The sequence below is a fragment of the Bradyrhizobium glycinis genome (assembly GCF_016031655.1).
GTDB lineage: Bacteria > Pseudomonadota > Alphaproteobacteria > Rhizobiales > Xanthobacteraceae > Bradyrhizobium > Bradyrhizobium glycinis.
Map to the genome: position 1 here is coordinate 29,091 of NZ_JACCHQ010000015.1, position 24,647 is coordinate 53,737.

The following is a 24,647-nucleotide window of genomic DNA, read 5'->3' on the forward strand; positions in this document are numbered from 1 at the left end:
AGCTCGAGAATGACCGCCGAGACCGACCACGACCTCACACGCGAGCCCGTTGCGGCGCACGAGCCGTCGCCGCGCTCGGGCAGCATTGCGCTGGTGCTGCTGGTGGCCGCCGGCCTCGTCGCCGTGGCTGTCGGGCTGATGACGCTCGGGCGCGCGCAGGCGCAGCCCTATATCCTCGGCATCCTCGCCGTGCTGGCGATGGTCGGCCTGTTCAACCTGTTCGCCTTCGCCGCCGGCATCATTCGCTTCGCCGACCGCAATCTCGACGATCCCATCATCGGCCGCATCTCCGATCACGCCTTCGACGGGCTCGCGGTCACCGATGCGCGCGGACACGTGGTCTATTCCAATGCTGCCTATCTGACGCTGACCGGCGCCAGCGGCCCGCAGGACGTGCGCCCCGTCGAGCGCGTCTTCATCGGCAACCCCGACGTCTCGGAAGCGGTGTTCCGCCTACTCAAGGCCGCCCGCGAGGGCAAGCGGCAGCAGGAAGAGGTGCGCATCTCCGGCCATGACGGCAACCAGGGCCGCTGGCTGCGCATGCGCGTGCGCCCGCTCGGCACCGGCAAGCGCGAGGCGAAATACGCGGTATGGTCGATCGCCGACATCACGCGCGATCGCGAGCGCCAGGAGGACGTGTTCCAGGAGCTCCAGCACGCGATCGAATATCTCGATCACGCCCCGTGCGGCTTCTTCTCGGTCAATCCGGCCGGCGAGCTCGCCTATGTCAACGCGACGCTGGCGAACTGGCTCGACTACGATCTCGCCGAGATCGGCTCGGGCGGCCTGAAACTCACCGACATCGTCTCCGGCGACGGCGCTTCGCTCTTGACCTCGATCGTGGCGGTGCCGGGCGAGGTGAAGACCGAGGTGTTCGACATCGACCTGCGCATGCGCACCGGCAAGACCATGCCGGTGCGGCTCTATCACAAGCTCGCCTTCGGTGCCGACGGCGCGCCGGGGCCCTCGCGCACGCTCGTGATCAGCCGCGCCCGCGACGAGCGCAGCGACCCTGATCGTGCCGCCGAAGTGCGGTTCATGCGCTTCTTCGACCACACGCCGATGGCGATCGCGACCGTCGATCGCGCCGGCAACGTGGTGCGCGCCAATGCGCGCTACGCCAAGCTCAGTCAGGCGCTGGGGCTGGACACCTCCTCGAAGTCGATCTTCCGCGCCGTCAATTCCCGCGACCGCCACCTCTTGATCGCGGCCATCAACCAGGCCGCCGAAGGCAAGGCCGATATCGCACCGGTCGAGGTGGCGCTGGAAGGAGCCAGGGAACGCTGGGGCCAGTTCTTCGTGACCCCGGTCGATGCGGCCGAGACCGAGGCGGAAGCCGCCATCGTGCACATGCTCGAGACCACCGAGCGGCGCGCGCTGGAGAACCAGATCAACCAGTCGCAGAAGATGGAGACGGTCGGCCAGCTCGCCGGCGGCATCGCCCACGACTTCAACAACGTGCTGTCCGCCATCATGATGGCGAACGACTTCCTGCTGAACGCTCACAAGCCGACCGACCCGTCGTTCCAGGACATCATGCAGATCAAGCAGAACGCAACGCGCGCCGCCACGCTGGTGCGGCAGCTGCTGGCGTTCTCGCGCCGGCAGACGCTGCGGCCGCAGGTGCTCGATCTCGGCGACGCGCTGTCCGATCTCACCATGCTGCTGCGCCGGCTGATCGGCGAGAAGGTCAAGCTGGACCTCGTGCACGGTCGCGACCTCTGGCCGGTGAAGGTCGACGTCTCCCAGTTCGAGCAGGTGATCGTCAATCTTGCAGTGAACGCGCGCGACGCCATGCCCGACGGCGGCAAGCTGATCATCCGCACCGCCAACGTCACCAGCGAGGATGCGGGCAAGCTCGCCTACAAGGGCATGCCGGCCGCGGATTATGTGCGGATCGAGGTCGCCGACACCGGCACCGGCATCCCCGCCGACATCCGCGACAAGATCTTCGAGCCGTTCTTCTCGACCAAGGAGGTCGGCAAGGGCACCGGCCTCGGGCTCTCCACCGTCTACGGCATCGTCAAGCAGACCGGCGGCTTCATCTACGTCGATTCCGAGCCGGGGCAGGGCACCTCGTTCCACATCTTCCTGCCGCGCCACATCGCCGAACCGGAGGTCGAGCAGCCCGCAGCCGCAATCGGCGCGACCAACGGCGCTGCGAAGGAGATCGCCCCCGCCGCGGCGGCAGAGACCAAGCCGCGCACCGACCTCACCGGGCAGGGCACCATCCTGCTGGTCGAGGACGAGGAGGGCCTGCGCGCGCTCAATGCCCGCGGCCTGCGCTCGCGCGGCTACACCGTGGTCGAGGCCGAGAACGGCGTCGAGGCCATGGAGGTGCTGGATGAGCAGAGTGGCGCGATCGATCTCGTCGTTTCCGACGTCGTGATGCCGGAGATGGACGGGCCCACGCTGCTCAAGGCCATGCGCGAGAAGAACCCCGACATCAAGTTCATCTTCGTCTCCGGCTATGCCGAGGATGCCTTCGAGAAGAGCCTGCCGGAAGGCCAGCAGTTCGACTTCCTGCCAAAGCCGTTCACACTGAGCCAGCTGGTGGCGGCGGTGAAGGAGACGATGACGAAGCAGGGGTGAGGGGGCTGTCAACACGCTCTCCGTCATTGCGAGCGAAAGCGAAGCAATCCAGACTGTCTCTGCGGAAAGCGGCTGGATTGCTTCGTCGCAAGGGCTCCTCGCAATGACGCCGAGAAAGCGGAATTCCGGTCGCGTAGCCGCCGGTAACCAGAGACCACGGTTCCCCCTGCACCCCGGCCAAACCCCCGCCAAATATGGGCTTTTGCCACATCCCCGCGACTGAGGGCCGCAGCCATGGGTTCCGAAACCGGCTTCACTTTTCGGGAAGTCTGACCATCTTAGGGACACGTCCCCATGCCGGGGATTTGGGAAACGCACATGACTTTCTCGCAACGATCCCGCACTCTCTTCAAGGCGATCGCCGTCGTGTTGGCGCTTGCGCTGCCGACCGCGCTGGCGATCTCGTCCGCCGACGCGCGCGTTGGCGGCGGCTCCTCGTCGGGGTCACGCGGCTCGCGCACCTATTCCGCTCCGCCCCCCACCACGACGGCGCCGGGCTCGGCCTCGCAATTCAACCGCACCTACACCCAGCCGGGTGCGGGCATGAACTCGGCTGCGTCAGCACCCGCGCGCGGTGGGCTGTTCGGCCGCGCCGGCGGCTTCATGGGCGGCCTCGCGGCCGGCTTCCTCGGCGCAGGCCTGCTCGGCATGCTGTTCGGCGGCGGCCTGTTCGGCGGCCTCGGCGGCCTGTCCTCGATCATCGGCCTGATCATCCAGATCGCGCTGGTGGTGCTCGTGGTGCGGCTGGCGATGTCCTGGTGGCAGCGGCGTCACGCCCCGCGGGCGGCTTACGCCAATGCTGAGGCCGGCGCAGCGCCCGGACCGCAGGCGAACTATCGCAGCGGTCTAGCTGGCGGCCTCGGCGGCTTCGGCTTCGGCGCCAACAACGCGCCACTGGAGATCAAGCCGGATGACTATGAGGCGTTCGAGCGTCTGCTCGGCGACATCCAGGCCGCCTGGTCGAACGAGGACGTGGCCAAGCTGCACACGCTCGCGACGCCCGAAATGGTCTCCTATTTCGAGCAGGACCTCGCCCAGAACCGCGCCCGCAACGTGGTCAACAAGGTCACGAATGTGAAGCTGCTGCAGGGCGACCTCGCGGAAGCCTGGCGCGAAGGCGAGACCGACTACGCCACGGTGGCGCTGCGCTTCGCGCTCACCGACAAGACGGTGGATCGCAACACCGGCGCAATCGTCGCCGGCAGCGAGCAGCCGGGCGAGGCGACCGAGATCTGGACCTTCGCCCGCCGGCCGGGCACAGGCTGGGAATTGTCGGCGATCCAGCAGACCAACTGATCGCCTGCCACATGAGAAACCAGGGCGTCGTGCGTTCCGCACGGCGCCTTTTTCTTTGGGCGTCTCGCCTCGCCGGATCGGAATAACCGGCCGCGTGTCGGGTTGACATGAGGCGGTTAACGACAAGCACAACGGGAGGACAACATGATCCGCATCGAGAGAGTGACGATTGGGGGCCTTGCGTTCGCCATGTCCTTGCTGGCGGCGCCCTCGGCGCAAGCGCAGTTGGCCGACATGACCTTCTTCGTGACCTCGAACGGCCCCGGCAAGGGCGCCGATCTCGGCGGCCTCGAAGGAGCCGACGCGCACTGCCAGAAGCTTGCACAGGCCGCTGGCGCCGGCACAAAGACCTGGCGCGCCTATCTCTCGACGCAGGCCGCCGACGGCAAGCCGGCCATCAACGCCAGGGATCGCATCGGCAAGGGACCGTGGCAGAACGCCAAGGGCACGGTGATCGCCAAGGACGTGGCCGAGCTGCACGGGGCGAACAATCTCACCAAGCAGACCGCGCTCAGCGAGAAGGGTGAGGTCATCAACGGCCGTGGCGACACGCCGAACCGGCATGACATCCTCACGGGATCGCAGCCCGACGGCACCGCCTTCGCCGCGGGCGACGACAAGACCTGCAAGAACTGGACATCGAGCACGCAAGGCGCCGCGGTCGTCGGTCATTCCGATCGGCAGGGCCTGCGCGATGATGAGCCTTCGAAGTCATGGAACAGCTCCCACACCTCGCGCGGTCCCGACGGCGGCTGCTCGCAGGCCGATCTGAAGAGCACCGGCGGCGACGGTCTGCTGTACTGCTTCGCTGCGAATTGAGAGAGGCGTAACTCTCTCCACCCGTCATTGCGAGCGCAGCGAAGCAATCCAGAACCTTTCCGCGAAGGCAGTCTGGATTGCTTCGTCGCTTCGCTCCTCGCAATGACGGACTGGTGCCGCCGTTCCGCCCTCACGCTGACGGAACCTCCGGCCGCATGCTACATTGGTCCGGTCGCCTTCATGCTTACGGACCTCTCTCATGAAATACGAGCTGTACTACTGGCCCGAGATCCAGGGCCGCGGCGAATATGTGCGATTGGCCCTGGAGGAGGCGGGTGCCGCTTACGTCGATGTTGCGCGCGGGCCGCGCGGGACGGCTGCGATGATGAAGATGCTGGACGCGCAGAGGGGCACGCCGCCCTTTGCGCCGCCATTCCTGAAAGCGGGCAAGCTCGTCATCGGCCAGACCGCCAACATCCTGCTCTATCTCGGCGCCCGCCATGGGCTCGCGCCCAAGACGGAAGCCGGCAGGCTCTGGGTGCACCAGCTCCAGCTCACGATCACCGACTTCGTCGTGGAGATCCACGACACCCATCATCCGCTCGGGCCCTCGCTCTATTATGAGGACCAGAAGGCGCCGGCGAAGAAGCGTACGGCCGAGTTCTGGGAGGAGCGGGTGCCGAAATATCTCGGCTATTTCGAGCAGCTTCTCGTCGGGAGCGGAGGTACCTTTGTCACCGGCCGTCGCCCGACCTATGTCGACCTCTCGCTGTTCCAGATCGTCGAGGGCCTGCGTTATGCCTTCCCCAAACGCATGAAGGCGTTCGAGAAGGATGTCCCGGGCCTCGTCGGCCTGCACGACCGCATCGCCGCACGGCCCAACATCAAGGCCTATCTCGCAAGCGAGCGCCGCATTCCCTTCAACGAGCAGGGTATCTTCCGCCGCTATCGCGAGCTGGATCAATAGCCGGTTTGGTGGAGGACGCCAGGCGCGTTCACCAGAGGCCGGGGATGAGACGATAGCGCACCCGCGCCGTATAATCGGTATAGCCGGGCAGGCCCTCGCGCAGCGTGCGCTCCTCGATCGGGATGCGGAACGCGAACAGGGCGATGAAGAGCGGCATCATCGCAAGTCCCCACCACGACCCCAGCAGCAACGGCACGCCGGTGAAGAACAGGACCATGCCGCTGTACATGGGGTGGCGGACATAGGCGTAGGGACCGGTCGAGATCACGTGCTGCGCGCGCTCGGTTTGCAGCTTCACCACGGGCGCGGCGAACGAGTTCTCGCGGAAGACCCACATGATGAACAGTGTCGAGGCCAGGAACAGTCCGAGGCCGAGCACCTGCAACGCGGTCGGAATGTCGGAGGATCGAACGCGGCGGTCGAGCCCCATCACGGCAAGCCAGGCCAGCATGGCGACGACGAAGAGGGCAATGAACATCTTGTCGGCGGCGGGCTGATCCTTTTGCAGGACCGGCCGCAGGCGTTCAGCAAGCAGCGCCGGATCGATCCGGTAGAGCCACCAGCCGCAGAGCGGGCCGAGGAGGGCGGAGGTGACGAGGAAGGCCCAGGCCGACGGCCAATGCAGCGTCCCGGCGCACGCGAACAGCAGCGCGCCCATGCCGACGACGAACACCGTGTTCTGCAACAGCAGCCGTGCGATCATGCGCAGATCCTAGGTGAACGGCGCGCGATCTTGATCCAGCTATCCGGCAAAGATGCGGCCGGACACGCCAAAAGCCCGATCGACTGGATCGGGCGCTTCGGCTTGGCAAGCCCTGATCAGGCGAGCTGATCGATCCGCGTGCCCTGACCCGGCGGCAGCGGCGCCGGCGGCTGCGGCTTGAAGGTCGGATCCTCGTCCTTGACCTTGCTCTGATCGTCCTGCGGCTTGGTCGTGTCGTAGTTCGGCACCACGATCGCGATCGGCGGGGGCGCAACGGTGGAAACCTTCATCCGCAAATCCTCACACATGGAAACAATTGAGCCTGCCCTGCGAGGAGCGAAATTTCCTTCAAGCCAATCGTTAAAATGCGAGGGAATTGGTGCGGTGTGGGCCCTCTATGCGGGCGCGACGCAGCTGACCACGTACTCCGTCATTGCGAGCGGAGCGAAGCAATCCAGAGATCTCTCCGCGGAGACAGTCTGGATTGCTTCGTCGCAAGGGCTCCTCGCAATGACTGGGAGGGGCCTCGTCGTCTCGGTTTGCACCGCGCGGATGAGACACATGTCCGTAGCGAAACGGAAGGAGCTCCGCCTATTCGTCCTTGCCGCGCGTGATCGCGATCGACGCTTCCGTCTTGGTGCGGGTGCATTCCATGTTGAGCCGGCGGTAGCGCATGTTGACCTTGTCGCCACGGAGCAGACCCATCCGCTTCAGGCAGCGCGTCGCGCCCGTCGTGGTGTCGTCCTTGGTCACGGTGAAGACGATCGCCGCCATCGAGCCGACCAGGGCATAGAACTCCGGCTTCGGCTTGCGGTCGCCCTTGGCATAGAGCTCGATGGAATATTTGTCGCCGCGGCAGCCCACGGACAGCTCCTTGGCCGCCGGATGCGTGAGGTAGACTGTGTTGGCGGCGCGGAAATTCACCTTGAGGCGATCGATCTGGTTCGCCAGCTCCTTGGCGCTGTCGTCGCAGCGATCGGCGCGGGCAGGCGAAGCGAGAGCCACAAGGCCGGTGATGGCGGCGGCGACCAGGATCGCGCCGCGGACGTTCAAGTTCAATGTCATGATGAAAAGCCCCTTAGGGCGCGCATTCAAGCGTCGGCCGACGCGAATCGCAAGGGTGGGGGGCGGCCTTTCCACGTGCTGCGTCAGTGCCTTCCCAAGGCCCGGGCGGCCCCTCCCATGCGCGCCGTTCCCTTCCCTTTCCGCCCAAAATCGGCTTAGAACGCTTCTATGCTGAGAGGCCCGCCAGGGCCCCAAAACCCCGAGATTTGCCCCATGAACGCTCCCACCGCCTTTCCCGACCAGTCCAAGCCCGTTCCGCCCTACAAGCACACCCCGCTGTTCCCGCTGGGCAAGGACGAGACGCCCTACAAGAAGATTTCGTCCGAGGGCGTCAGGGTCGAGAAGGTGCTCGGCAAGGACATGCTGGTGGTGTCGCGCGAGGCGCTGCGGGCGCTGTCGGAGGCAGCCTTTGGCGACATCAACCATTATCTGCGCCCCGGCCATCTGAAGCAGCTCCGCTCGATCCTGGAGGACAGCGAGGCCAGCCCGAACGACAAGTTCGTCGCGCTGGATTTCTTGAAGAACGCCAATATCGCGGCGGGCGGCGTGCTGCCGATGTGCCAGGACACCGGCACCGCGATCATCATGGGCAAGAAGGGCTGCAACGTCATCACCGACGGCGACGACGAAGCGGCGCTGTCCGAAGGCGCGCGCGATGCGTATCTGCGCCGCAATCTGCGCTACTCGCAGGTCGCGCCGCTCTCGATGTACGAGGAGAAGAACACCGCCAACAACATGCCGGCGCAGTGCGAGATCTACGCCGAGGGTGATGACGCCTACAAGTTCATGTTCATGGCCAAGGGCGGCGGCTCCGCCAACAAGAGCTTTCTGTTCCAGGCCACGCCCTCGGTGCTGACCAAGGACCGGCTGCTCGCGTTCCTCAAGGAGAAGATCCTGACGCTCGGCACCGCCGCGTGCCCGCCCTATCACCTCGCCATCGTGATCGGCGGCACCTCGGCCGAGCTGTGCATGAAGACGGTGAAGCTTGCCTCCGCCCGCTATCTCGATGCGTTGCCGACGCACGGCTCGCCTGACGGCAACGCCTTCCGCGACCTCGAGATGGAGAAGGAAATCCACAAGATGACGCAATCGCTCGGCGTCGGCGCGCAGTTCGGCGGGAAATATTTCTGCCACGACGTCCGCGTGATCCGCATGCCGCGCCACGGCGCCTCGCTCCCGATCGGGCTTGGCGTGTCCTGCTCGGCCGACCGCCAGGTGCTGGGCAAGATCACGAAGGACGGCGTCTATCTCGAGGAGCTCGAGCACAATCCTGCGCAGTACCTGCCTCAAGTCGAAGAGTCGCTCGGCGGCGAGGTCGTCAAGATCGATCTCAACCAGCCGATGAAGGACATTCTGGCGACGTTCTCGAAATACCCGATCAAGACGCGGGTCTCGATGACCGGCACCATGATCGTCGCGCGCGACAGCGCGCATGCCAAGCTGCGCGAGCGGCTGGAGAAGGGCGAGCCGCTGCCGGACTACTTCAAGAATCATCCGGTCTACTACGCCGGTCCCGCCAAGACGCCCGAAGGCTACGCCTCCGGCGCGTTCGGTCCAACCACTGCGGGCCGCATGGATTCCTTCGTCGACCAGTTCCAGGCCGCCGGCGGCTCGATGGTGATGGTGGCCAAGGGCAACCGCGCGCCGGCCGTGCGCGAGGCCTGCAAGAAGTACGGCGGCTTCTATCTCGGCTCGATCGGCGGCGCCGCGGCGAACCTCGCCGAGCACTGCATCAAGAAGGTCGAGGTGCTCGAATATCCCGAGCTCGGCATGGAAGCGATCTGGCGCATCGAGGTTGTCGATTTCCCGGCGTTCATCATCATCGACGACAAGGGTAACGACTTCTTCAAGGAGTTGAATTTGGGCTGAGACCGTCATGGCTGGGCTTGACCCGGCCATCCATCGCGCTTCGAAGAAGATGCATACGCGGGTCAAGCCCGCGTATGACGATTTGAGCTGGCGGCGAAGTCTCGATGCGTGTCAGCTGCAATTCGTGACCTGGTTGGAGCACAGCGCGCGCCACCAGCCGCGCACGCTGTCGTGGCTCTCGACGAGGCCCCAATAACCGCTGCAGGCAAGAAGCCGCTTCGGGCTGCCGTCGGTGTCGAGCGTACCGCCGAGCTCGCGCTGGGCCGGCATCCATTTGGCATCGACGAAGGGCGCCTGGAACAGCCCGCCCATGCGCGTGCCGCCATTGGCATAGGCCACGCCGACCTTGTTCGAGGCGACCCAGCCGCGCCCGGCATAGGGCTTTGGCGCGCTACGCGGGTATCGCTTCTCGTCCTCATAGTCCTTGCCCGGCGGCTTTGCGCCTTCGATCAGGAACCAGCCGTCCCTGAAGCCGATGATGCGGAATTCGGTGAGCCAGCCGCCCTCGGGCGTGTTCTCGGCGCCGCCGAGCTTCAGCCGATAGGGCGGCGGTAGCGTGCCGAGCACGCGCGCCTTCACTGAAGGTTCGGCACGCACGTTGAGGCCATGAGGATCCTTGTCGATCGACCAGGCGCCGAGATCGCAGGGCTCGGTGCCAGCAGGCAGCGTCGAGCGCTTGGCGGCGAGCTCGGCGTGCAGCTTGGCGAAATCATTGTCGTCGTTGTCGACATCCGGCCCGGTGCGCGGCTTCAGCTCGGCTGACGTCGCCCGCGTCGCATCCGCCGTCAGCGTGACGACCAGAGCCTGGCGCGCCGCAAAGACGCTTGCCGGTGACTTCGGATCGTTGGACAGTGCGGGATAGATCGCGAGATAACCGGTCGACCCTTCGGTTCGATAAGCGGTGCCGGCAACATAACCTGCCGGCACCAAAGCGAGCGCGCTTGCGCGCCACGCCGGTTCGCTGTCATCCGCGCGCGCGGCCTGTGCTGCAACAGACAGGACGATCGCCGCGATGAGCCGGAGCGCACGCATCGGCGCAGCGTGCGTTACGCCCGCGCGCCTGTGAACGGGAAGCTGCCCATCGGGCCGATGCCCATCTCGCCGCTGATGCTGTCGCCGGAGACCGTGCCGGTGAATTCGAGCGTGAGCGGCATCGGCTTGTCGATCGAGGCCTTCCAGGAGACGTTGTCGCCGGAGGCGGTGCCGTCGAAAATCTCGGTGGTATTACCTTGCGCGCCGAGCGTACCCGTGAGCGTGCCGCCCGCAGCCTTCAGGTTCAGCGTGGCCTGCTGTTCACCCATCGGCGTCGTCATGGTCAGATTCCAGTTGCCGTCTACGGCCATTCCCGTCTCCCGAACAAATCCCGGCGGTCCGCGACGATCCGCGGCCGTCCCGAGCGAGCCTATAGCGCAACTCGCAGGTCCTGCCTAACCCTGCGATGTGGCAATCAGGCGCGGGCGGCGGCGCGCTTGCGGCTGGTGACGATGAGCCTGAGAACCACATACTGCACGGCAAAGGCCAGGATCTTGGCGCCGCCGGCGACCACCGTGATGTAGAACGCCCACAGCTTCAGGTCGCCGGTGGAGGCGACCACGATCATCCCGCCGCCGATCACGAACATCAGCGCCGCCCAGGCATAGCCCGCGGCCGTCACATATTCCGGAACGGTTTCCACGACGAGCGGCGGCATGTAGCGCAGCATCCAGCCGCGCTTGAGCATGATGAGGCCGATCGCGAAATGCGCGATCGAGGGTTTGGCCAGCATGAAGCGCGGATCGTGGGTCAGGAGCGTGATCGCGCCCAGCCCGACGACGAGCGCGAGGCTCGCATAGGTCATGTAGTTGAGCGCCTGCCCCTTGAGGCGGGCGTAGATCACCTGCGCGATTGCAGCGGCGATCGCCACCGATGTCGCCAGGATGATGTTGTCGGTGATGAGGTAGATGGCCAGGAAGATGATGGCGGAGAGGAAGTCGGAGGCGAGGCGGGCGAATACGTCCTTCATCGTCGATCCTGTTCAGCGGGCGTCTGGGAGGGCGCGGGCGGGCGTACCGTACTTGATCTGGCGATACTCGGGATACCACTTTGTGAAGTAGAGCGCACTGTTGCGGGCGGCAAAGGCGACCGCGAGGCTGGTCCAGAGCGGCAGGCCGGGGACGTAGAGCAGCACGAGATTGGCGGCCGCCATCAACAGCGCGGCCGCGGTCCAGGCACCCGTGATGATGTAATTGGCGCGGAGGAAGCCAGGCATCGCCGCGGTCTCGGCCGGCACCGCTTCAAGCGCATATTGCAACGTGAAGGGATGGCGGAGCAGCATGGAGCCGAGCGAGATGACGAAGATTCCGACATCGACCGACAGCTTGACCCCGAGGGTGCCGAGCGCGGGGTCGATCAGCGCGAGGTAAAGGCCGATTGCGGCGAACACGAGCGCGGAGCCCGCGGCCAGGATCTTCACCGAGCGCCCGCGCGCGACGTCGATCGCGATGGTGGCGAGGCAGATCACCGAGGCCGCAAACACGCTGAGCACGGCCGACGTCACCAGCATCAGGAAGGCGAAGACGCCGTAGGGCGCGAGGATCAGGAAAATCGCCATGGGCCGCCTCGGTCGGATCAATCTTTACAATGTAAAGATAAGTAGTGCGCCGGCGATGCCGGGTCAAGCAAAATCTTTACAATGTCAAAATGACGTAGGTGACCTCCAACACGCGAAGCGCAGCAACAGCTTGGTCCAATGCCTCCTCCGCCAATTCGGTCCAAGGCAGGAGCGGCAGTACAGCGGCAGCCAACAGAGCGAGGCAGAGCAGGATGCCGCCGTTGAAAACGGTATGGCGGCTTCGCCGCAGCCGGATCATCTGGAACGCGAGTGCGGTGCCGGTCAGGGCGAGGAGGACAACAGCGCCTGCGGTGATCGAGGGCATGAACATGGAAAACTCCTTTTCGTCCGCCCGGGTTCGCGCCAAGTCGCGCCCGCGGAATGACGAGGGGACTACGCCGCGCCGACCCAATTTCCATGGAAGCCGTCGGGGACGCGGTGGCCGAGCTGCACCAAGGCGGCAGGGCCGGCCTCGATATCGGTGGCATTGAACACGGCGAGATCGCTGCGATTTTCCCGCGCGCGCCAGACCACCGCGAGCAGCCAGCCGTCGCCTTCGGCGGCATCCCTGGATCGCTCGACGAAAACAGGCTCGGAGATGGTGTCGCCGGCCGGCAGCAGGTATTGGCCGAGCCGCCTGCCGTTGCCGTCGACGTGGACGATGCCTGCGAGCGCGCCGAACATCGGCAGCTTCGGATTGGCGCAGGCGTACCAGCCGTGACGGCTCTTCAGCCCGGCGCGGCGATCGTCGATGCGCGGGAATTCCCCGGTGAGATCGTCCAGGTACGTCTGCTGGAAGCGGTCGGTATTGCCAGCGAGATCGAAGGTCCAGCGGCAATGGCGGGCGCGCGCTTTATCGGGATCGGTGGGGCGGCCGTCCGGATGCGGAAACAGCGGCGCTTCCTCGAACTGCATGACGTCGGCGACGATGCGGCTCTCGTCTTCCCACGCATTCATGACATGGAAGACGTAGCAGGCTTCGGCACGAAACCAGACGATGTCCTTGGCCATGCCGCTGCGCTTCATCACCCCGACATAGGCGCCCTTGTCCGGCTCCCAGGCATAGGGCGGCCGTCCGCTCATCGCGCGTTCCATGCTGCCGGTGATCGGCAGGATCGGGAACAGCACATGGTTCGCGGTGACGATGAAATCGTGCACCATGCTGGCATAGGGCGCCTCGAACCGCTCGAAGCGCGTCGCCTTGCCCGTTGCGTCGATCGATCCGTAGGAGAGGGCAGGCGTCAGCGGGCCCGCCGCGTTGTAGCCGAAGAACACCAGCTCGCCGGTGACGGGATCGATCTTGGGATGCGCGGTGAAACTGCCGGCGACGCGGCCCTGGTAGTTGTGATAGCCGCGCGTCGCCAGCGTGCCCGGCTCGATCTCCGTCGGCAGATGCGCTTCTTCCAGCGCCAGCAGCTTGCCGGCGTGGAAGATGATGTTGGTGTTGGCGACGCCGCCATCGGTGAGGTTTGCCGGCGCATCCGGCAGCTTGCGGCCGAAGCCGCCGAACAGCGCGCGGCCGGCATCGTGCTCGGCGAGCCATTTCGGCGTGCGGACCCAGCGGTTGCGGTAGCTGGCGCGGCCGTTCTCGAGATGAAAGGCGTGCAGCATCCCGTCGCCGACGAACCAGTGCGCGCCGGGCGAATCGAACTGCGGATTGGGACCGTTGCGATAGAGCGTGCCGTTCAGCTCGCGCGGCAATTCGCCGACGATCTTCAGGAAGGGGGCGTCGGCCTCGAACGGGATCGGCGCGATATTGTTGCGGCGCTCGGCGATGGCGTCATGCTGCACGGCGAATCCTCCCCTATCTTTACATCGTAAAGATCAAATAGGCCCGATCGCAGCTTTCGTCAAGCGAAATCTTTACACTGTCAATATTGCGTCATATAGCTTGCAAATGGCCAAGACCGACACCAAGGGCGACGCGGCGCGAAGCCCGCGTGCCCCGAGAAAAACCACCTCGACGGCGGCATCGCGCACCCCGCGCGGCGCGAGAAGCGCCAAGACCGAGACGCCGTATCATCACGGCGCGCTCCGCGAGGCGCTGCTCCAGGCCGCCGAACGGGTGCTGGAGCGCGACGGGCTCGCCGGCCTGACGTTGCGCGCGGTGGCCCGCGAGGCCGGCGTCTCGCATGCCGCACCGACCCATCATTTCGGCGACCTGACCGGCCTCCTCAGCGAGCTTGCGGCGGTCGGCTTCCGCCAGTTCAACGTGGCAATGGCCGCATCGTGCGATGCCGCCACCACGCCGCTCGAAGCCGCGCTGGCGCGGCCGAAAGCCTACGTCGCCTATGCGCAGGCCCATCCCGGCATGTACGGCATCATGTTCCGCACCGAGCGACTGGATTATTCAAGGCCGTCGCTGCACGAGGCCGCCGAGGCGTCTTTCGCCGGACTTGCCAATGCGGTCGGCATGATGCGGCAGGAGCAGATCAGCGGCGATGCGCTGACGCTGAACCAGGGCGCCGCGATCGCGCGCGCTTGGTCCCTGGTGCACGGCTTCACCATGCTGCTGCTCGACGGACGGCTGAAGGACATCCTCGCACGGCTGCCGGAGGGGACAACCGCCGAGCGGCTGCTCGAGGCCATGCTGACGGCGCCAGTGACGCCGAAGCTTCCAAGCTGTTGAACCGCGAAGGCTAGCGCATCGTGGCGAGCTCGACGGCGCGGCCGCGTGTGCCGATGATCTTGACCTCGTCCTTGCCGCAAGCAAAGCCGCGGGCGAGATCGTCGGCGGCCTTGCGCGCGAGCTCGTTGGCGTTCGGGTTGGCGATCGCATCGACATAGGCGACGTGGCAGACCGGACCCGGCGGCAGCCGGGTCACGACCAGCATGGCCTTTGTGTTCGGCCGCCCCTGCTTGTCGGGATCGGAATTGTCGGCGATATGCCAGCGCTGGATGATCGCAAACGGCTTTGCACCGGCCGCGCGCCATTCGATGGTTGTCTCGGATGAATTGAACGGCGCGAACCAGACGTTTGCCGCGGGTTCCTGGCTTGCCGCCTTGCGGCTGCGCCCGACCGAGACGATCTCGCGAAGATCGTCCTCGGCGATCAGCACGCTCAGGCCGTCCTTGCCCGGACAAACCCGCATGCTGCCGCCGTCGAGCGCGCTGGGCTTGCCGATCTGCCGGCAATCCTTCGCAGCTGTCGAGGTGTAGCTGCTGCTCACGGATTGGGCGGCGGCGCTGCTCAGGCCTATGCAAGTCGTCAGGATGGCGAAGCCCATAATGGTGAGACGATTCATGAGAGGCTTTTATAGACTGGGAACTTCCTCCCATCAGACGTCTTGATTGTGGGCAAGGTTCAAACAGCGTTGGGATATACCTGACAGCAGCACGGAATCGTTCTACAAGAGCGGCTTCGCTTGGGCTCCTCCTGCCTCGTTCGCGTTCTCATTTTCTCGATCATGCCAGCCACCTCGAACAAACCTTATCGCGTCGGCCGCTCCAAGACCGGGCTCGGCCTCTTCGCCACCAAGCCGATCAAGAAGGGAACCCGGATCATCCGCTATTTCGGACCGATCCTGGACTCGCGGATTCCCGAGCATGACGAGATCGAGAACAAATATCTGTTCGAGCTCAACGGGCGCTGGACCATCGATGGATCGGTGCGCAAGAACCTCGCGCGCTATATCAACCATTCCTGTCGCCCCAATGCGGAATCCGACGTCCGGCCGCGCGAGCGCAAGGTCTATATCCGCGCCATCAAGAACATCGAGCCGGGCGACGAGATCAACTACGATTACGGCACCGACTATTTCAAGGCGTATCTGAAGCCGATCGGCTGCAAGTGCGATTCCTGTGAGAAGAAGCGCAAGAAGCTGCGTGCCGAGGCGAGGGCGGAAGCCGCCAAGGTGAAGGCGCGGGCGGAAGCCAAGGCCAAGAAGGCGGGCGCGAAAAGCACGGCGAAAAAGAAGAAGCTGAACGGCAAGCACTTCGCCGGCAAGGTCGGCCGGGCGAGGGCGTAGCCTCGCATCGGTCGTCGCGCGCCCTTCTGCCGCGCGAGCTGACATGCTTCGCGCAAGGCCAAGGGCCTGCTCTCGCCGCGTCCTCAGCCCGAGAACGACGGTCTCGCCTCCTCTCCGTCATTGCGAGCGAAAGCGACTTGTCCGCCGAAGCCTTGGCGAAGGCGGAAGCATCCAGAATCCTGCCGCGGAGGAACGCCGGGTGGCTTACGCCTTCGCTGAGACTTCGGCCGCCAAATCGCAGCGCCTGCAATGGACTGTATGGTGACGCGACGGAATCGGCTCGGCGGCGAAGCGATCAGATCTCCAGCACAAGCGGATTGGCCTTCAGCGTTTTTACCTTGAGCTTGCCGCCGCTCTCGGCCTTCGCTTCTGCCAGCGCCTCCTCGACCAGCAGAAAATGCTCGAGCGATTTCTCCAGCTTCGTGGTCGACTTGCCAGCTTTCTCCTTGGCTTCGATCTGCTTCTTGAGATATTGGCTCGAGCAATTGAGCCACACCGTAAAGGACTGGTCGGCCTCGGGATTGGGCGAGAGCTCGTCGTCCTCTCCGAGGCGTGACTTCAACAGCACCTCGATGATCCGCAGATCGGGATTCTCGTGCTCGCCGTTGGCGCAGAAAACGTAGTGATCGGCAGTGATACGCTTGACGAAATCCCGGTCCAAGTTGTGCTCCGAGCCGTGATGCTGGATCTTGAGCAGGTCCACATGAAGTCCCTTGCCGTCTGGGAGGAGGCCGTGATGCTTCAGCCCGGCTAGGATGTCCTCGTGGTGACCGTCGCCGGTCATGATGGCGCGCGTGACGCCGCCGCCGGCTTTTGTTTCCTCCAGCAGCAACATGAGCGAGGCGAGATTCGGCTCCGTGACCTTCGCGCGCCGGCCAATCTCGTCGTCGATTGACAGGCCGATCGTCCCGGCGGGAAGACCCGCGCGGTTAGTTTCAAGCCACTCCTTCAGGCTTCTTACCGCATTGGCGTTTTTCACGTCCTTGAGCCATGCATTCCAATAATCCCGGAGTATCTCCAAATCCTTCTCGAATGGCCCGATGACGCGGATCGACAGCTTGCTTCCAGGTTTGAGCTTGATGGCGTTCTTGCCGCGCACCATGGCTAGCAGGTGGTTGAACTCGCCGTTCAAGGGGATGTCGAGCTGATCGGCCGCAATGCGCCGCGAAACCTTGATCGCCTCCGGAATGGAGTTGGCGATGTTGCTGTAGGCGGCCGCGAGCTTGATCGCGGCGGGATTGCCTGAACTCGACAGAGTGTTGGCCCGCGCCGCCAGCATGGTGCCGATTTCGCCTGCGTTCTCCGGAACCAGCGCCTTGAAGGAATTGTGCCAGATGCGCTTGACAACCGGCGGCTCGTCAAACTTGGGCTTGGTCGAGGGCCGATTGTTCGCGACCTTGTGCTTGTGCACGCGCCACTGGACCATGTCTTCGAGGAGCTGCAGGACGCCGGCGATGTGATCCTGGTCGACATGCGAGACGTACACGAGATCGAGCTCGCCACCGGCCGCAGCGAAGCGTCCGAGAAAGGGCCGTACCTCGGCCGCGTAAGAGCCGGGCATGCCGCCATCCGCAAGGATCGCGACGTCGCCGGATTCGATCAGCAAGCAATCGCCCTTCTCCGAGGGCAGCAACGTGATCTTCATGACACGCGCCCCTTGAAACGATCCTTCGCGTCGAGCCGGGCCGTGACGTGTCCCGCCTCCCTGAGGCAGGCCTCCGGCATGATCACCCCGAAGCCGCAATCGTTCACCCATTCGAACGTGCCGCCCGGCAACGGTTGCGCGGTCGCTTTCAGGATGCCGAGGATCTGCGCCGCCGTGAGGGTCTTCTCGACTGCGAGCATCAATCCGATCACGCCCGCTACATACGGGCTCGCCATGCTGGTGCCAGTCATGGGTATCCACGGCTCAGCCGGATCGCCGAAACCGTTCGCGGCGACGATGTCTGTGCCGGGTGCCACGATGTCGGGCTTGGGCCGGCCGTCGCGGGTCGGCCCCTGGCTCGATGTGATATGCGCGCTGCGGCGCGCCTCGTGGAGATTCGCCACCGAGACGACGCGCTGGCCGCAAGCAAGCGCGCTCACCGAGGAGGCATCGACGTTCGATCGCGGCGAGAAGAACGACGGCCAGTAGTGCGCGCCGTCGCCGATATCGACCGGATCGTCGCGTTCGATCCAGGCGTGGAAGCGGCCGTCGCGGACGACAAGACCGTGGAGCTTCACGAGCCAGGTTCCTGCCTTCACGCCGACCACGACGTCGCCCATGAAGGGCGTCAAGTAGACTGCGATGTAGTTGGCGCCGTTCGCGGGATGATGCAGCTCGTTGTAAATGCTCAGCATGGTGCGGTCGGCGAGCTGGAAGTTCTCCAGAAATTCGCCCGGCGCAATCGGTCCGATCCATTGCCCATCCGGCGGACGGATGCTGATCGCGAAGCGGTCTTGCGGTTCGTACCAAAGCTCCATCTCGTTTTCGGAAGCGTCCTTGATACGGTCTCCGACCACTTCCCATTCAAGGTCGTGATCGAGCCCCTGCGCCGCGATGCGCGAGCCGGCGTGAATGCGGCCCAGCATGTATCCGAGATCGTCCGGAGCTTCGGGTCGTTCCTGGCCCGCATTGCCGGCCGCAATGCAGATCGATCGACCGGGTTCGGCGAGCAGGACATCGAGCCATCGATCGAGTGCGCTTGAGCCGTCATGCGCATGTCCGTTAGTTCCGAGGCTGATATTGATCGAGATCGGTCGGCCGGCGGCGAGATCAAGCAGGTAGATCACGGCATCGAGCAGCCGCGTCGAATCGTAGAATGAGGTTCTGCGCTCGAGGTCTTCGGCCGGAAGCGAAATTAGGACTGCTGCGATGTCGGCCTTGCTGCAAACGCCGCTATTGCCGGCCGCAATGCTGGCCACATGCGTCCCGTGCGAGCCGACGACCATCTGCGACTGCGGCTCGAGATCATGCGGTGACACATGCACCTGCTTGGCCTCGGTAACCGCCTGAGCCATGTCGGCGGAAGTAATGACGCGGCCGTAATCGAACCCAGTCGGTGGCGTGCCGTCTTTCGCGCCCTGATCCCAGATGCTGACGAATCTCGATTTGCCGGCCTGGTCCAGGAAATCGGGATGGGCCCAATCGAATCCCTCGACGTCGATGACCCCGATGATGACGCCGGCACCGTCACCATGCTTCTTGCGTTCGTTGGCGACCACGCGAGCCGTCGGGGTACTGGTCGTCGCGCTGCCCTTGAGCGGCCGCGGCGGCTTTAAAGTCTCGGCCGGCTCGATGATGACGATATTGGCGTCGCCGGCGAGGTTCTCGACCTCTTCAAGCCCGAGCCGCATCGCGGCGAGCCGGCCTTGAGCGCGATCATGCGGTCCTAGCCTCACCGGCTCGGTCGACCGGACGAAAACATTCACTTCGACATTTTCGCGCCGGTCGGCGGTATTCAGGTCTTTGACCGCGGTTTTACCTTTGGAAATCTGCCCGGGTGCAACTGCGGCTCCGAGGCTCGGAGCCTGTGCGGCGAGGGTGGAGGTCACCTTGAGGCAGCCCTGTATTTCAGCTTTGGCGGCGTTCACTCGCGCATCGCTGTTAGCCAAGACACGAAGCTTCGGATGCATCCGCCGTCGCGCGAGCGACTCGTATCTGTCGGTCATGGTGGTTACCTCCCACTAACAACCATGGCACGAAAGGTTTGAAGTTTCTACCATATGAAACAAGCTGCGTCCTTTTGCCGAGGGCGTGTAAGCTGCTCGGTAGGGTCTTAGTGACGGTAGAAGCAACTGCCTCTTCGGACGAAGTTGCGATGATACCGGTCATGAGAGAGGAGTGATGGCTCCCATGAGGATTGGTGTTCTGCCGCTACCCGGTCGTTGTTTGGTCACGGGGCTCCTCCCAATAACGGAACGGCGAGGCGTCGGGCAAAACACCCCAAAACCCGTCAACCCCTCCCGGCAGAAATATATCACTTTTCCGAATTTCGGATTTATGGCATACGTCCGCCATCCTGGTCCTGCCAGAGGGGCGCTTCGCGATCGTCACGAGATGCGGGCCGGGGTGCGGTGGACGCGGTAGCGCCGGCGCGATTTGCTTGAGGGCAGGGCGGGCAACCGTGAGTCTCAGGCGATGCGCATACGACACGGCGCGGTCACAGCGGTCTTGTTGATGCTCCGGGGGCGCGCACATCGGGCCCTCGATGCTGAGGCAAGGCCGTCCGCGGACGGAGAAGTCGTGTGGTCCCGACGCCCGGGGTTCTGGCGTCAAGGCTTGCGGTGATGCGGCGGCCCGACCGGGTACGCGCATCGATCAGCCGCGAGGCGACGGGGGCAATAGTGCAACGCTCCCCGAGGAGAGCACGAAGGACACCGTTAAAACCATCCGCGCAGGGAAGGCCGGGCGACCGGCATCACCTGTAGTCCACACCGTGTGCATTCCTGTTGCGCACGGACTCGGGTGCCGCCGGCGCCCGGCCTTCCCTGCGCCCTCCGGCAACCGAAGGGCGCAAGCAACGAAGCAAAGCTCGGGCGAAATCCGCCGCGAGAACGCGAGGTTATGCATGCATCCGGGTAAGATCCGATATGACGAAGCCTTCGCGTTCCCCGGTCTGCGCCGCGGAGCTGGCACGAAAGGATCACGCCGTCACGGCGTGCCCGCTCTTCTTCAATCCCACATATTGCAGCTCGGCGAACACGCCGGTGGCGATGGCTTGCGCGACGACCATGAGCTCGCCGGCGAGATTCGGCGACACCGCGCCCGAGAGCAGCAGCGCGATGCTGCCGACGGTCCAGGCCGCATTGCCGATCACGACCAGCAGCACGAGCGATCTCGCTACCGTGGGCCGCGAGGCGAGCCAGCCGACCAGGGCGGTATAGGCGATCAGGAACAGGCCGGTCTCGCGCAGCAGCGCTTCGGGCAGGTTGAACAGCGCAGCGAATGCGCTCGCGCCGAAGGTGAAGCCGAGCGCGGCGACGCCGCTGAAGATGGCGTCGGCGAAAAGGGCGCGGCGCAGAAAGGTCGATGCATCGATCATCTCAGGTCTCCTTGGTTGGGCTGGGTGGAACTCAACGCCGACCGCGCCACCAGGCGCGGAGCAGGCGGGCGAGACGGAGCGGACAGAGGCTTCTGCCGACGCCGTGCTCGAAGGCGATGACTTGCGCGACGACATAGCCGCCGGCCGAATGCACCAGGGGCTCCGGCATGTTGAGGCTGCGCGCCAGCATCCGCGTTGCGAACGCCATGGCCCAGGGCAAGACGTGGTCTGCGACGGTCCGGTAGAGCAGCAATGCGATCATGGTTATCTCCTGTTGCGACCCAAGATGCGCGCGCTCGTCCCCCAATTCGATTACCTCGGTGGTAATGGAAGCGCCTAAATCCGCGTGCTAGTTTTTGACCATGAACGCACATGCATCCACCGCACGCACCGAACGCAGCCAGCCGGTCCATATTGGCGACCATTTGCGCGAATGGCGGCAGCGCCGCCGCATGAGCCAGCTCGATCTCGCCGGCGAGGCCGAGATCTCGGCGCGGCATTTGAGCTTCGTCGAGACCGGCCGTGCCGCGCCGTCGCGCGACATGGTGCTCAGGCTCGCCGAGCGGCTCGACGTGCCCTTGCGCGAACGCAACGTGCTGCTGGTCGCCGCCGGTTTCGCGCCGGCCTTTCCGCAGCGCCCGCTGGAGGATCCCGCCTTGAAGTCAGCCCGTCAGGCGATCGACCTCGTCTTGAAAGCGCATGAGCCCAATCCGGCGCTCGCGGTGGACCGGCACTGGAACCTGGTCTCCGCCAATCGCATGGTGGCGCCGCTGCTCGATGGCATCCCGCAGCATCTGCTCGGCCAGCCCGTCAACGTGCTGCGGCTCGCCTTCCATCCCGAGGCGCTGGCGCCGCGCACCGTCAATCTCGCCGAATGGTGCGGACATCTCCTGGAGCGGCTGCACCGGCAGTGCGAGGCGACGGCCGATCCGGAGCTGATCAAGCTCTACAATGATTTGAAGAGCTATCCGATTCCTGCGCGTTCGGCCCCGCTGTCGAGGGACAACGTCGCGATCCCCTTCAAGCTGCGGCTGGGTGGTGAGGTCCTGAGCTTCTTCTCCACCACCATGGTGTTCGGCACGCCGGTCGACATCACCCTGTCGGAGTTGGCGCTGGAGACGTTCTTTCCGGCGGACGAGCGTACCGCCGAGCGGTTGAAGCAGATGGCGGCCCGCCCGCGCTAGCGCCGTTTACAGGACCGGGCAGCGCTCGCATAATCGGCGGATGGATACGCGCGCATTCCGGCGATTGCGGCCGGCCAATCCCGTCGGTGATCTCCTGCGCGGCTGGCGCACCCGCCGTGCATTGAGCCAGGCGGAGCTCGCGTTCGAGGCCGGCATCTCGGTCAAGCATCTGAGCTATGTCGAGACCGGGAAGGCGGCGGCCAGCCGGGACATCCTGCTGCAACTCGCGTCCGCGCTCGATCTGACGTTGCGCGATCGCAATGCGCTGCTCGAGGCCGGCGGCTTCGCGCGGCAATATGGCGAGCGCGATCTGTCGGCGCCGGAGCTTGCCGAGGCGCGGCGTGCCATCGATCTTCTGCTCAGCCGCCACGAGCCGTTCCCGGCGATCGTCACCGACCGGCGCTGGAAGGTGGTGCAGGCCAATCGCGCCGCCTCGCGCCTGATGACCATGCTGCTTGGCCCTGCGCGCATGCAGCGGCCGCTCAACCACATGCGCATGTTCCTCGCTCCCGACGAGCTCAAGCCGTTCGTCGAGAATTGGCCGATGGTTGCAGCCGCGCTGCTGGTGCGGGCACGGCATGAGGCCATGGCCGCGCCGCTTGACGAGGCCCTGCAATCGACCTGGCGCGAATTGATGCGGCTGCCGCAGCTTCCTGCGGCGACCGAGGACAATTTCGTTCCAGGGCCACTCTGCGAGGTGCGCCTGCGCAAGGGCGACATCGGCATTGGTCTGATCGGTGCCGTGCTGACCCTCGGCACTCCGCAGGACGTGACGCTGCAGGAGCTTCGCGTCGAGATGTCATGCCTGTTGATGCGGCCTCCGAGGCCGCCCTGATCGCGCTTGCAGCTCAGGAGGCTTGAGCCTGCGCGGCCTCGCGCCGCTCGAAGCTCATGGCCTGCATCACCTCCGCGAACGGACCGTTGCGATCGCTCAGTGTCGCCGTGGTGAGGCCCGCGCCATTAGCGCCGACGCGCGTCGCGGCGCGGATCAGGATCCATTCGCCCTCCGGCGGGCGGAAGAAATAGAGGCTGATCTCCGGGTTGATGAAGGTCCATTGGCGCATGTCAACGATCTGCGCGACGCCGCTGGAGAAGTCGGCGGCCTGCACTGCCTGGAGCAGCGGCGTGTTCGGCTCGCGCTCGACCAGCGGCGCATCGAGCCGCATCCAGGCGGCCGCCGGGCCCGGCTTTTCCAGCGCACCCTCGATGAGGCGCACCGACACGTTCTGGAAATAGCGGCTCCATTTCTGCGCGAAGGCAGGCGGCGGGCTGCCGGCCTCCGGCCCCTTGTCAACGGCGGTGGGCCTCGCGAATGGATCGATGGGCGACTCGCCGCTCGGCGCCGTCAAGAGCGCCGTGCAGCGGCCGATCTCGGTCTCGCCGTCCATCAACCGCACCTGCAACGTCTTGGCCTTGCGGCCGTCGCGCAGCAACTCGCTGGCCGTTCTGAACAGGCGCAGGCCCGCCGGGCGCCAGAGATCGAAGGTCAGGCGCCGCACCGCAAAGCCGGATTTGGCGGCGAGGCGCTCGACCTCGCGGGTCATCAGCGCGGTGGTGGCGCTTCCCTGCAACATCTCCGGCGACCACGGACCGCCGGCATGCTCGGTGGCCCGGAACAGATCGCCTTCCGGCTTGAAAATGGCCCTCATCGCACTCTCCTAGGGGCTTGATCGTGGCCGCAAGTATCGGGGCAGGAAGAACCGGTCACAATAACCGCAGAGGTGAAGTCGTGAGCCATGCAGGACGGGCGCCTTGCGCCGCCCCCGGTTCGGCTTATGTTCGGGCGGACCCTCGAAGTGCCCGAAGGAGGCGCCTGACATGAGCACGCTGAAACCGCTCCAGATCGACGTCGTCTCCGACGTGGTCTGCCCCTGGTGCTATATCGGCAAGCATCGCATCGAGAGCGCGCTGGCGCTGGTGCCCGACGTTCCGGTCAAGCTCAATTTCCGTCCCTTCTTCCTCAATCCCTGGGTGCCGCGCGAGGGCATCAGCCGCGAGGCCTATCTCACCCAGAAGTTCGGCTCGGTCGAAGCCTATAAGAGCATTGCGGGACGCGTCGTCGCGGCCGCGAGCGAGGAGGGCCTCGTCTACAAGCCGGAGTTCGTGGCGCGCCAGCCCAACACGACCGACTGCCACCGCCTGATTCTCTGGGCGGAAGCGATCGGCAAGGCGCCCGAGATGAAGCAGCGTCTGATGGAGCTGTACTTCCGCGATGGCGGCGATCTCACCGATGTGAACGTGCTGGTGCAGGCGGCCGCCGACATCGGCCTCGACGCCGACGAGGTACGCAAGCGCCTCGCCACCGATGAGGACGTCGCGCGCGTCTCGGCAGATGCGCAGGAAGCCGCCGACAAGGGCATCTCCGGCGTGCCGACCTATGTCTTTGCGCAGAAATACGCCGTCTCCGGCGCGCAGGATCCGAACCTGCTCGCCCGCGCCATCCGCCAGGTCTCGGCGGAGATCAACGCGCAGGCGGCGGAGTAGGCGCTTGGAGATAGAGATATTCGTGCACGAAGCAGAGGAGGGCGGCTATTGGGCCGAGGCTCCTGCTTTGCCGGGCTGCGCAACTCAGGGAGATAGCATCGAGGAGTTGTTTCAAAACATTTGCGAAGCCGTCGAGGGGTGGACTC

General features: G+C 65.1%; 25 protein-coding genes. 10 read left to right on the top strand and 15 right to left on the bottom strand.

The genetic code is table 11. The features are described from left to right. Positions 1 to 9 precede the first annotated feature (9 nt). The 4 genes from cckA to HZZ16_RS21275 all read left to right on the top strand — a co-directional run bounded on the left by cckA (position 10) and on the right by HZZ16_RS21275 (position 5,614). Positions 10 to 2,592 (top strand): cell cycle histidine kinase CckA, encoded by a 2,583-nt coding sequence (gene cckA, locus HZZ16_RS21260; RefSeq protein ID WP_197951346.1) that lies wholly within the window; start codon positions 10 to 12, stop codon positions 2,590 to 2,592. A gap of 294 nt (positions 2,593 to 2,886) precedes the next feature. Then, a complete protein-coding gene (locus tag HZZ16_RS21265; protein ID WP_197951348.1) occupies positions 2,887 to 3,888 on the top strand; it encodes a Tim44 domain-containing protein in 1,002 nt (333 codons plus the stop codon). 144 nt (positions 3,889 to 4,032) lie between these two features. Continuing rightward, positions 4,033 to 4,707 carry a lectin gene (locus tag HZZ16_RS21270; protein ID WP_197951350.1) on the top strand — a complete coding sequence of 225 codons (675 nt, stop codon included), beginning with the start codon at positions 4,033 to 4,035 and terminating at the stop codon, positions 4,705 to 4,707. A 199-nt stretch (positions 4,708 to 4,906) separates the two neighbouring features. Then, a complete protein-coding gene (locus tag HZZ16_RS21275; RefSeq protein WP_197951352.1) occupies positions 4,907 to 5,614 on the top strand; it encodes a glutathione S-transferase in 708 nt (235 codons plus the stop codon). A gap of 28 nt (positions 5,615 to 5,642) precedes the next feature. Here the strand turns inward: HZZ16_RS21275 and HZZ16_RS21280 are convergent, their stop codons facing one another. From HZZ16_RS21280 to HZZ16_RS21290, 3 genes are all read right to left on the bottom strand, one after another. Then, positions 5,643 to 6,317, bottom strand: a complete 675-nt coding sequence (locus HZZ16_RS21280) for a methyltransferase family protein (RefSeq protein WP_197951354.1) — start codon at positions 6,315 to 6,317, stop codon at positions 5,643 to 5,645. Positions 6,318 to 6,433: 116 nt separating this feature from the next. Continuing rightward, positions 6,434 to 6,607 (bottom strand): hypothetical protein, encoded by a 174-nt coding sequence (locus HZZ16_RS21285; RefSeq protein WP_197951356.1) that lies wholly within the window; start codon positions 6,605 to 6,607, stop codon positions 6,434 to 6,436. A gap of 301 nt (positions 6,608 to 6,908) precedes the next feature. Next, complete coding sequence (locus HZZ16_RS21290) at positions 6,909 to 7,382, bottom strand: hypothetical protein (RefSeq protein WP_197951358.1); 474 nt, start codon at positions 7,380 to 7,382, stop codon at positions 6,909 to 6,911. Positions 7,383 to 7,595: 213 nt separating this feature from the next. On the opposite strand from HZZ16_RS21290, the gene HZZ16_RS21295 reads away from it, so the two are divergent. Beyond that, positions 7,596 to 9,251 carry a fumarate hydratase gene (locus HZZ16_RS21295; RefSeq protein ID WP_197951360.1) on the top strand — a complete coding sequence of 552 codons (1,656 nt, stop codon included), beginning with the start codon at positions 7,596 to 7,598 and terminating at the stop codon, positions 9,249 to 9,251. A gap of 111 nt (positions 9,252 to 9,362) precedes the next feature. On the opposite strand, the gene HZZ16_RS21300 is transcribed toward HZZ16_RS21295, so the two are convergent. From HZZ16_RS21300 to HZZ16_RS21325, 6 genes are all read right to left on the bottom strand, one after another. Further along, the gene (locus HZZ16_RS21300; RefSeq protein WP_197951363.1) at positions 9,363 to 10,283 is read right to left on the bottom strand and encodes an SH3 domain-containing protein; all 921 of its coding nucleotides are present in this window, start codon (positions 10,281 to 10,283) and stop codon (positions 9,363 to 9,365) included. A 14-nt stretch (positions 10,284 to 10,297) separates the two neighbouring features. Then, positions 10,298 to 10,594 (bottom strand): hypothetical protein, encoded by a 297-nt coding sequence (locus HZZ16_RS21305; protein WP_197951365.1) that lies wholly within the window; start codon positions 10,592 to 10,594, stop codon positions 10,298 to 10,300. Positions 10,595 to 10,698: 104 nt separating this feature from the next. Then, complete coding sequence (locus tag HZZ16_RS21310; RefSeq protein ID WP_197951368.1) at positions 10,699 to 11,253, bottom strand: inner membrane-spanning protein YciB; 555 nt, start codon at positions 11,251 to 11,253, stop codon at positions 10,699 to 10,701. A 12-nt stretch (positions 11,254 to 11,265) separates the two neighbouring features. Further along, positions 11,266 to 11,841, bottom strand: coding sequence for a hypothetical protein (locus HZZ16_RS21315; protein ID WP_197951370.1), 576 nt, complete (start codon positions 11,839 to 11,841; stop codon positions 11,266 to 11,268). A 76-nt stretch (positions 11,842 to 11,917) separates the two neighbouring features. Beyond that, positions 11,918 to 12,172 (bottom strand): hypothetical protein, encoded by a 255-nt coding sequence (locus tag HZZ16_RS21320; protein ID WP_197951372.1) that lies wholly within the window; start codon positions 12,170 to 12,172, stop codon positions 11,918 to 11,920. 62 nt (positions 12,173 to 12,234) lie between these two features. Then, positions 12,235 to 13,632 carry a carotenoid oxygenase family protein gene (locus HZZ16_RS21325; RefSeq protein ID WP_197951374.1) on the bottom strand — a complete coding sequence of 466 codons (1,398 nt, stop codon included), beginning with the start codon at positions 13,630 to 13,632 and terminating at the stop codon, positions 12,235 to 12,237. Between the two features lie 106 nt (positions 13,633 to 13,738). On the opposite strand from HZZ16_RS21325, the gene HZZ16_RS21330 reads away from it, so the two are divergent. After that, positions 13,739 to 14,470, top strand: a complete 732-nt coding sequence (locus HZZ16_RS21330; RefSeq protein WP_197951376.1) for a TetR/AcrR family transcriptional regulator — start codon at positions 13,739 to 13,741, stop codon at positions 14,468 to 14,470. Between the two features lie 10 nt (positions 14,471 to 14,480). Here the strand turns inward: HZZ16_RS21330 and HZZ16_RS21335 are convergent, their stop codons facing one another. Next, positions 14,481 to 15,086: a hypothetical protein gene (locus HZZ16_RS21335; protein WP_197951378.1), complete on the bottom strand. Its 606-nt coding sequence runs from the start codon at positions 15,084 to 15,086 to the stop codon at positions 14,481 to 14,483. A 162-nt stretch (positions 15,087 to 15,248) separates the two neighbouring features. Here HZZ16_RS21335 and HZZ16_RS21340 point away from each other — a divergent pair, with 162 nt between their 5' ends. Beyond that, the gene (locus HZZ16_RS21340; RefSeq protein ID WP_197951380.1) at positions 15,249 to 15,809 is read left to right on the top strand and encodes an SET domain-containing protein; all 561 of its coding nucleotides are present in this window, start codon (positions 15,249 to 15,251) and stop codon (positions 15,807 to 15,809) included. 295 nt (positions 15,810 to 16,104) lie between these two features. Here HZZ16_RS21340 and HZZ16_RS21345 read toward each other — a convergent pair whose 3' ends face one another. The 4 genes from HZZ16_RS21345 to HZZ16_RS21360 form a co-directional block, all read right to left on the bottom strand. Continuing rightward, a complete protein-coding gene (locus HZZ16_RS21345; RefSeq protein WP_197951382.1) occupies positions 16,105 to 17,454 on the bottom strand; it encodes an MBL fold metallo-hydrolase in 1,350 nt (449 codons plus the stop codon). Beyond that, the gene (locus HZZ16_RS21350; RefSeq protein ID WP_311974223.1) at positions 17,451 to 19,220 is read right to left on the bottom strand and encodes a S8 family serine peptidase; all 1,770 of its coding nucleotides are present in this window, start codon (positions 19,218 to 19,220) and stop codon (positions 17,451 to 17,453) included. Before HZZ16_RS21350 ends, HZZ16_RS21345 begins: the two co-directional genes overlap by 4 nt. Before the next feature lie 1,214 nt (positions 19,221 to 20,434). Continuing rightward, positions 20,435 to 20,833, bottom strand: coding sequence for a hypothetical protein (locus HZZ16_RS21355; protein ID WP_197951386.1), 399 nt, complete (start codon positions 20,831 to 20,833; stop codon positions 20,435 to 20,437). A gap of 31 nt (positions 20,834 to 20,864) precedes the next feature. Next, positions 20,865 to 21,095, bottom strand: coding sequence for a hypothetical protein (locus HZZ16_RS21360; RefSeq protein ID WP_197951388.1), 231 nt, complete (start codon positions 21,093 to 21,095; stop codon positions 20,865 to 20,867). A 100-nt stretch (positions 21,096 to 21,195) separates the two neighbouring features. On the opposite strand from HZZ16_RS21360, the gene HZZ16_RS21365 reads away from it, so the two are divergent. Then, complete coding sequence (locus HZZ16_RS21365; protein ID WP_197951390.1) at positions 21,196 to 22,017, top strand: helix-turn-helix domain-containing protein; 822 nt, start codon at positions 21,196 to 21,198, stop codon at positions 22,015 to 22,017. Between the two features lie 40 nt (positions 22,018 to 22,057). Continuing rightward, a complete protein-coding gene (locus HZZ16_RS21370) occupies positions 22,058 to 22,852 on the top strand; it encodes a helix-turn-helix domain-containing protein (RefSeq protein ID WP_246510298.1) in 795 nt (264 codons plus the stop codon). Between the two features lie 13 nt (positions 22,853 to 22,865). Here HZZ16_RS21370 and HZZ16_RS21375 read toward each other — a convergent pair whose 3' ends face one another. Further along, positions 22,866 to 23,666, bottom strand: coding sequence for a thioesterase family protein (locus HZZ16_RS21375; RefSeq protein ID WP_197951392.1), 801 nt, complete (start codon positions 23,664 to 23,666; stop codon positions 22,866 to 22,868). Between the two features lie 169 nt (positions 23,667 to 23,835). Here HZZ16_RS21375 and HZZ16_RS21380 point away from each other — a divergent pair, with 169 nt between their 5' ends. Continuing rightward, a complete protein-coding gene (locus HZZ16_RS21380) occupies positions 23,836 to 24,501 on the top strand; it encodes a DsbA family oxidoreductase (protein WP_197951394.1) in 666 nt (221 codons plus the stop codon). The last annotated feature ends 146 nt before the right edge of the window (positions 24,502 to 24,647 follow it).

Bases quoted from the DNA above. Each gene is read 5' to 3' on its own strand.
- cckA (WP_197951346.1), top strand. From the start codon at position 10: ATGACCGCCGAGACCGACCACGACCTCACACGCGAGCCCGTTGCGGCG.
- HZZ16_RS21265 (WP_197951348.1), top strand. From the start codon at position 2,887: ATGCCGGGGATTTGGGAAACGCACATGACTTTCTCGCAACGATCCCGC.
- HZZ16_RS21270 (WP_197951350.1), top strand. From the start codon at position 4,033: ATGATCCGCATCGAGAGAGTGACGATTGGGGGCCTTGCGTTCGCCATG.
- HZZ16_RS21275 (WP_197951352.1), top strand. From the start codon at position 4,907: ATGAAATACGAGCTGTACTACTGGCCCGAGATCCAGGGCCGCGGCGAA.
- HZZ16_RS21280 (WP_197951354.1), bottom strand. From the start codon at position 6,317: ATGATCGCACGGCTGCTGTTGCAGAACACGGTGTTCGTCGTCGGCATG.
- HZZ16_RS21285 (WP_197951356.1), bottom strand. From the start codon at position 6,607: ATGAAGGTTTCCACCGTTGCGCCCCCGCCGATCGCGATCGTGGTGCCG.
- HZZ16_RS21290 (WP_197951358.1), bottom strand. From the start codon at position 7,382: ATGACATTGAACTTGAACGTCCGCGGCGCGATCCTGGTCGCCGCCGCC.
- HZZ16_RS21295 (WP_197951360.1), top strand. From the start codon at position 7,596: ATGAACGCTCCCACCGCCTTTCCCGACCAGTCCAAGCCCGTTCCGCCC.
- HZZ16_RS21300 (WP_197951363.1), bottom strand. From the start codon at position 10,283: ATGCGTGCGCTCCGGCTCATCGCGGCGATCGTCCTGTCTGTTGCAGCA.
- HZZ16_RS21305 (WP_197951365.1), bottom strand. From the start codon at position 10,594: ATGGCCGTAGACGGCAACTGGAATCTGACCATGACGACGCCGATGGGT.
- HZZ16_RS21310 (WP_197951368.1), bottom strand. From the start codon at position 11,253: ATGAAGGACGTATTCGCCCGCCTCGCCTCCGACTTCCTCTCCGCCATC.
- HZZ16_RS21315 (WP_197951370.1), bottom strand. From the start codon at position 11,841: ATGGCGATTTTCCTGATCCTCGCGCCCTACGGCGTCTTCGCCTTCCTG.
- HZZ16_RS21320 (WP_197951372.1), bottom strand. From the start codon at position 12,172: ATGTTCATGCCCTCGATCACCGCAGGCGCTGTTGTCCTCCTCGCCCTG.
- HZZ16_RS21330 (WP_197951376.1), top strand. From the start codon at position 13,739: ATGGCCAAGACCGACACCAAGGGCGACGCGGCGCGAAGCCCGCGTGCC.
- HZZ16_RS21335 (WP_197951378.1), bottom strand. From the start codon at position 15,086: ATGAATCGTCTCACCATTATGGGCTTCGCCATCCTGACGACTTGCATA.
- HZZ16_RS21340 (WP_197951380.1), top strand. From the start codon at position 15,249: ATGCCAGCCACCTCGAACAAACCTTATCGCGTCGGCCGCTCCAAGACC.
- HZZ16_RS21345 (WP_197951382.1), bottom strand. From the start codon at position 17,454: ATGAAGATCACGTTGCTGCCCTCGGAGAAGGGCGATTGCTTGCTGATC.
- HZZ16_RS21355 (WP_197951386.1), bottom strand. From the start codon at position 20,833: ATGATCGATGCATCGACCTTTCTGCGCCGCGCCCTTTTCGCCGACGCC.
- HZZ16_RS21360 (WP_197951388.1), bottom strand. From the start codon at position 21,095: ATGATCGCATTGCTGCTCTACCGGACCGTCGCAGACCACGTCTTGCCC.
- HZZ16_RS21365 (WP_197951390.1), top strand. From the start codon at position 21,196: ATGAACGCACATGCATCCACCGCACGCACCGAACGCAGCCAGCCGGTC.
- HZZ16_RS21370 (WP_246510298.1), top strand. From the start codon at position 22,058: ATGGATACGCGCGCATTCCGGCGATTGCGGCCGGCCAATCCCGTCGGT.
- HZZ16_RS21375 (WP_197951392.1), bottom strand. From the start codon at position 23,666: ATGAGGGCCATTTTCAAGCCGGAAGGCGATCTGTTCCGGGCCACCGAG.
- HZZ16_RS21380 (WP_197951394.1), top strand. From the start codon at position 23,836: ATGAGCACGCTGAAACCGCTCCAGATCGACGTCGTCTCCGACGTGGTC.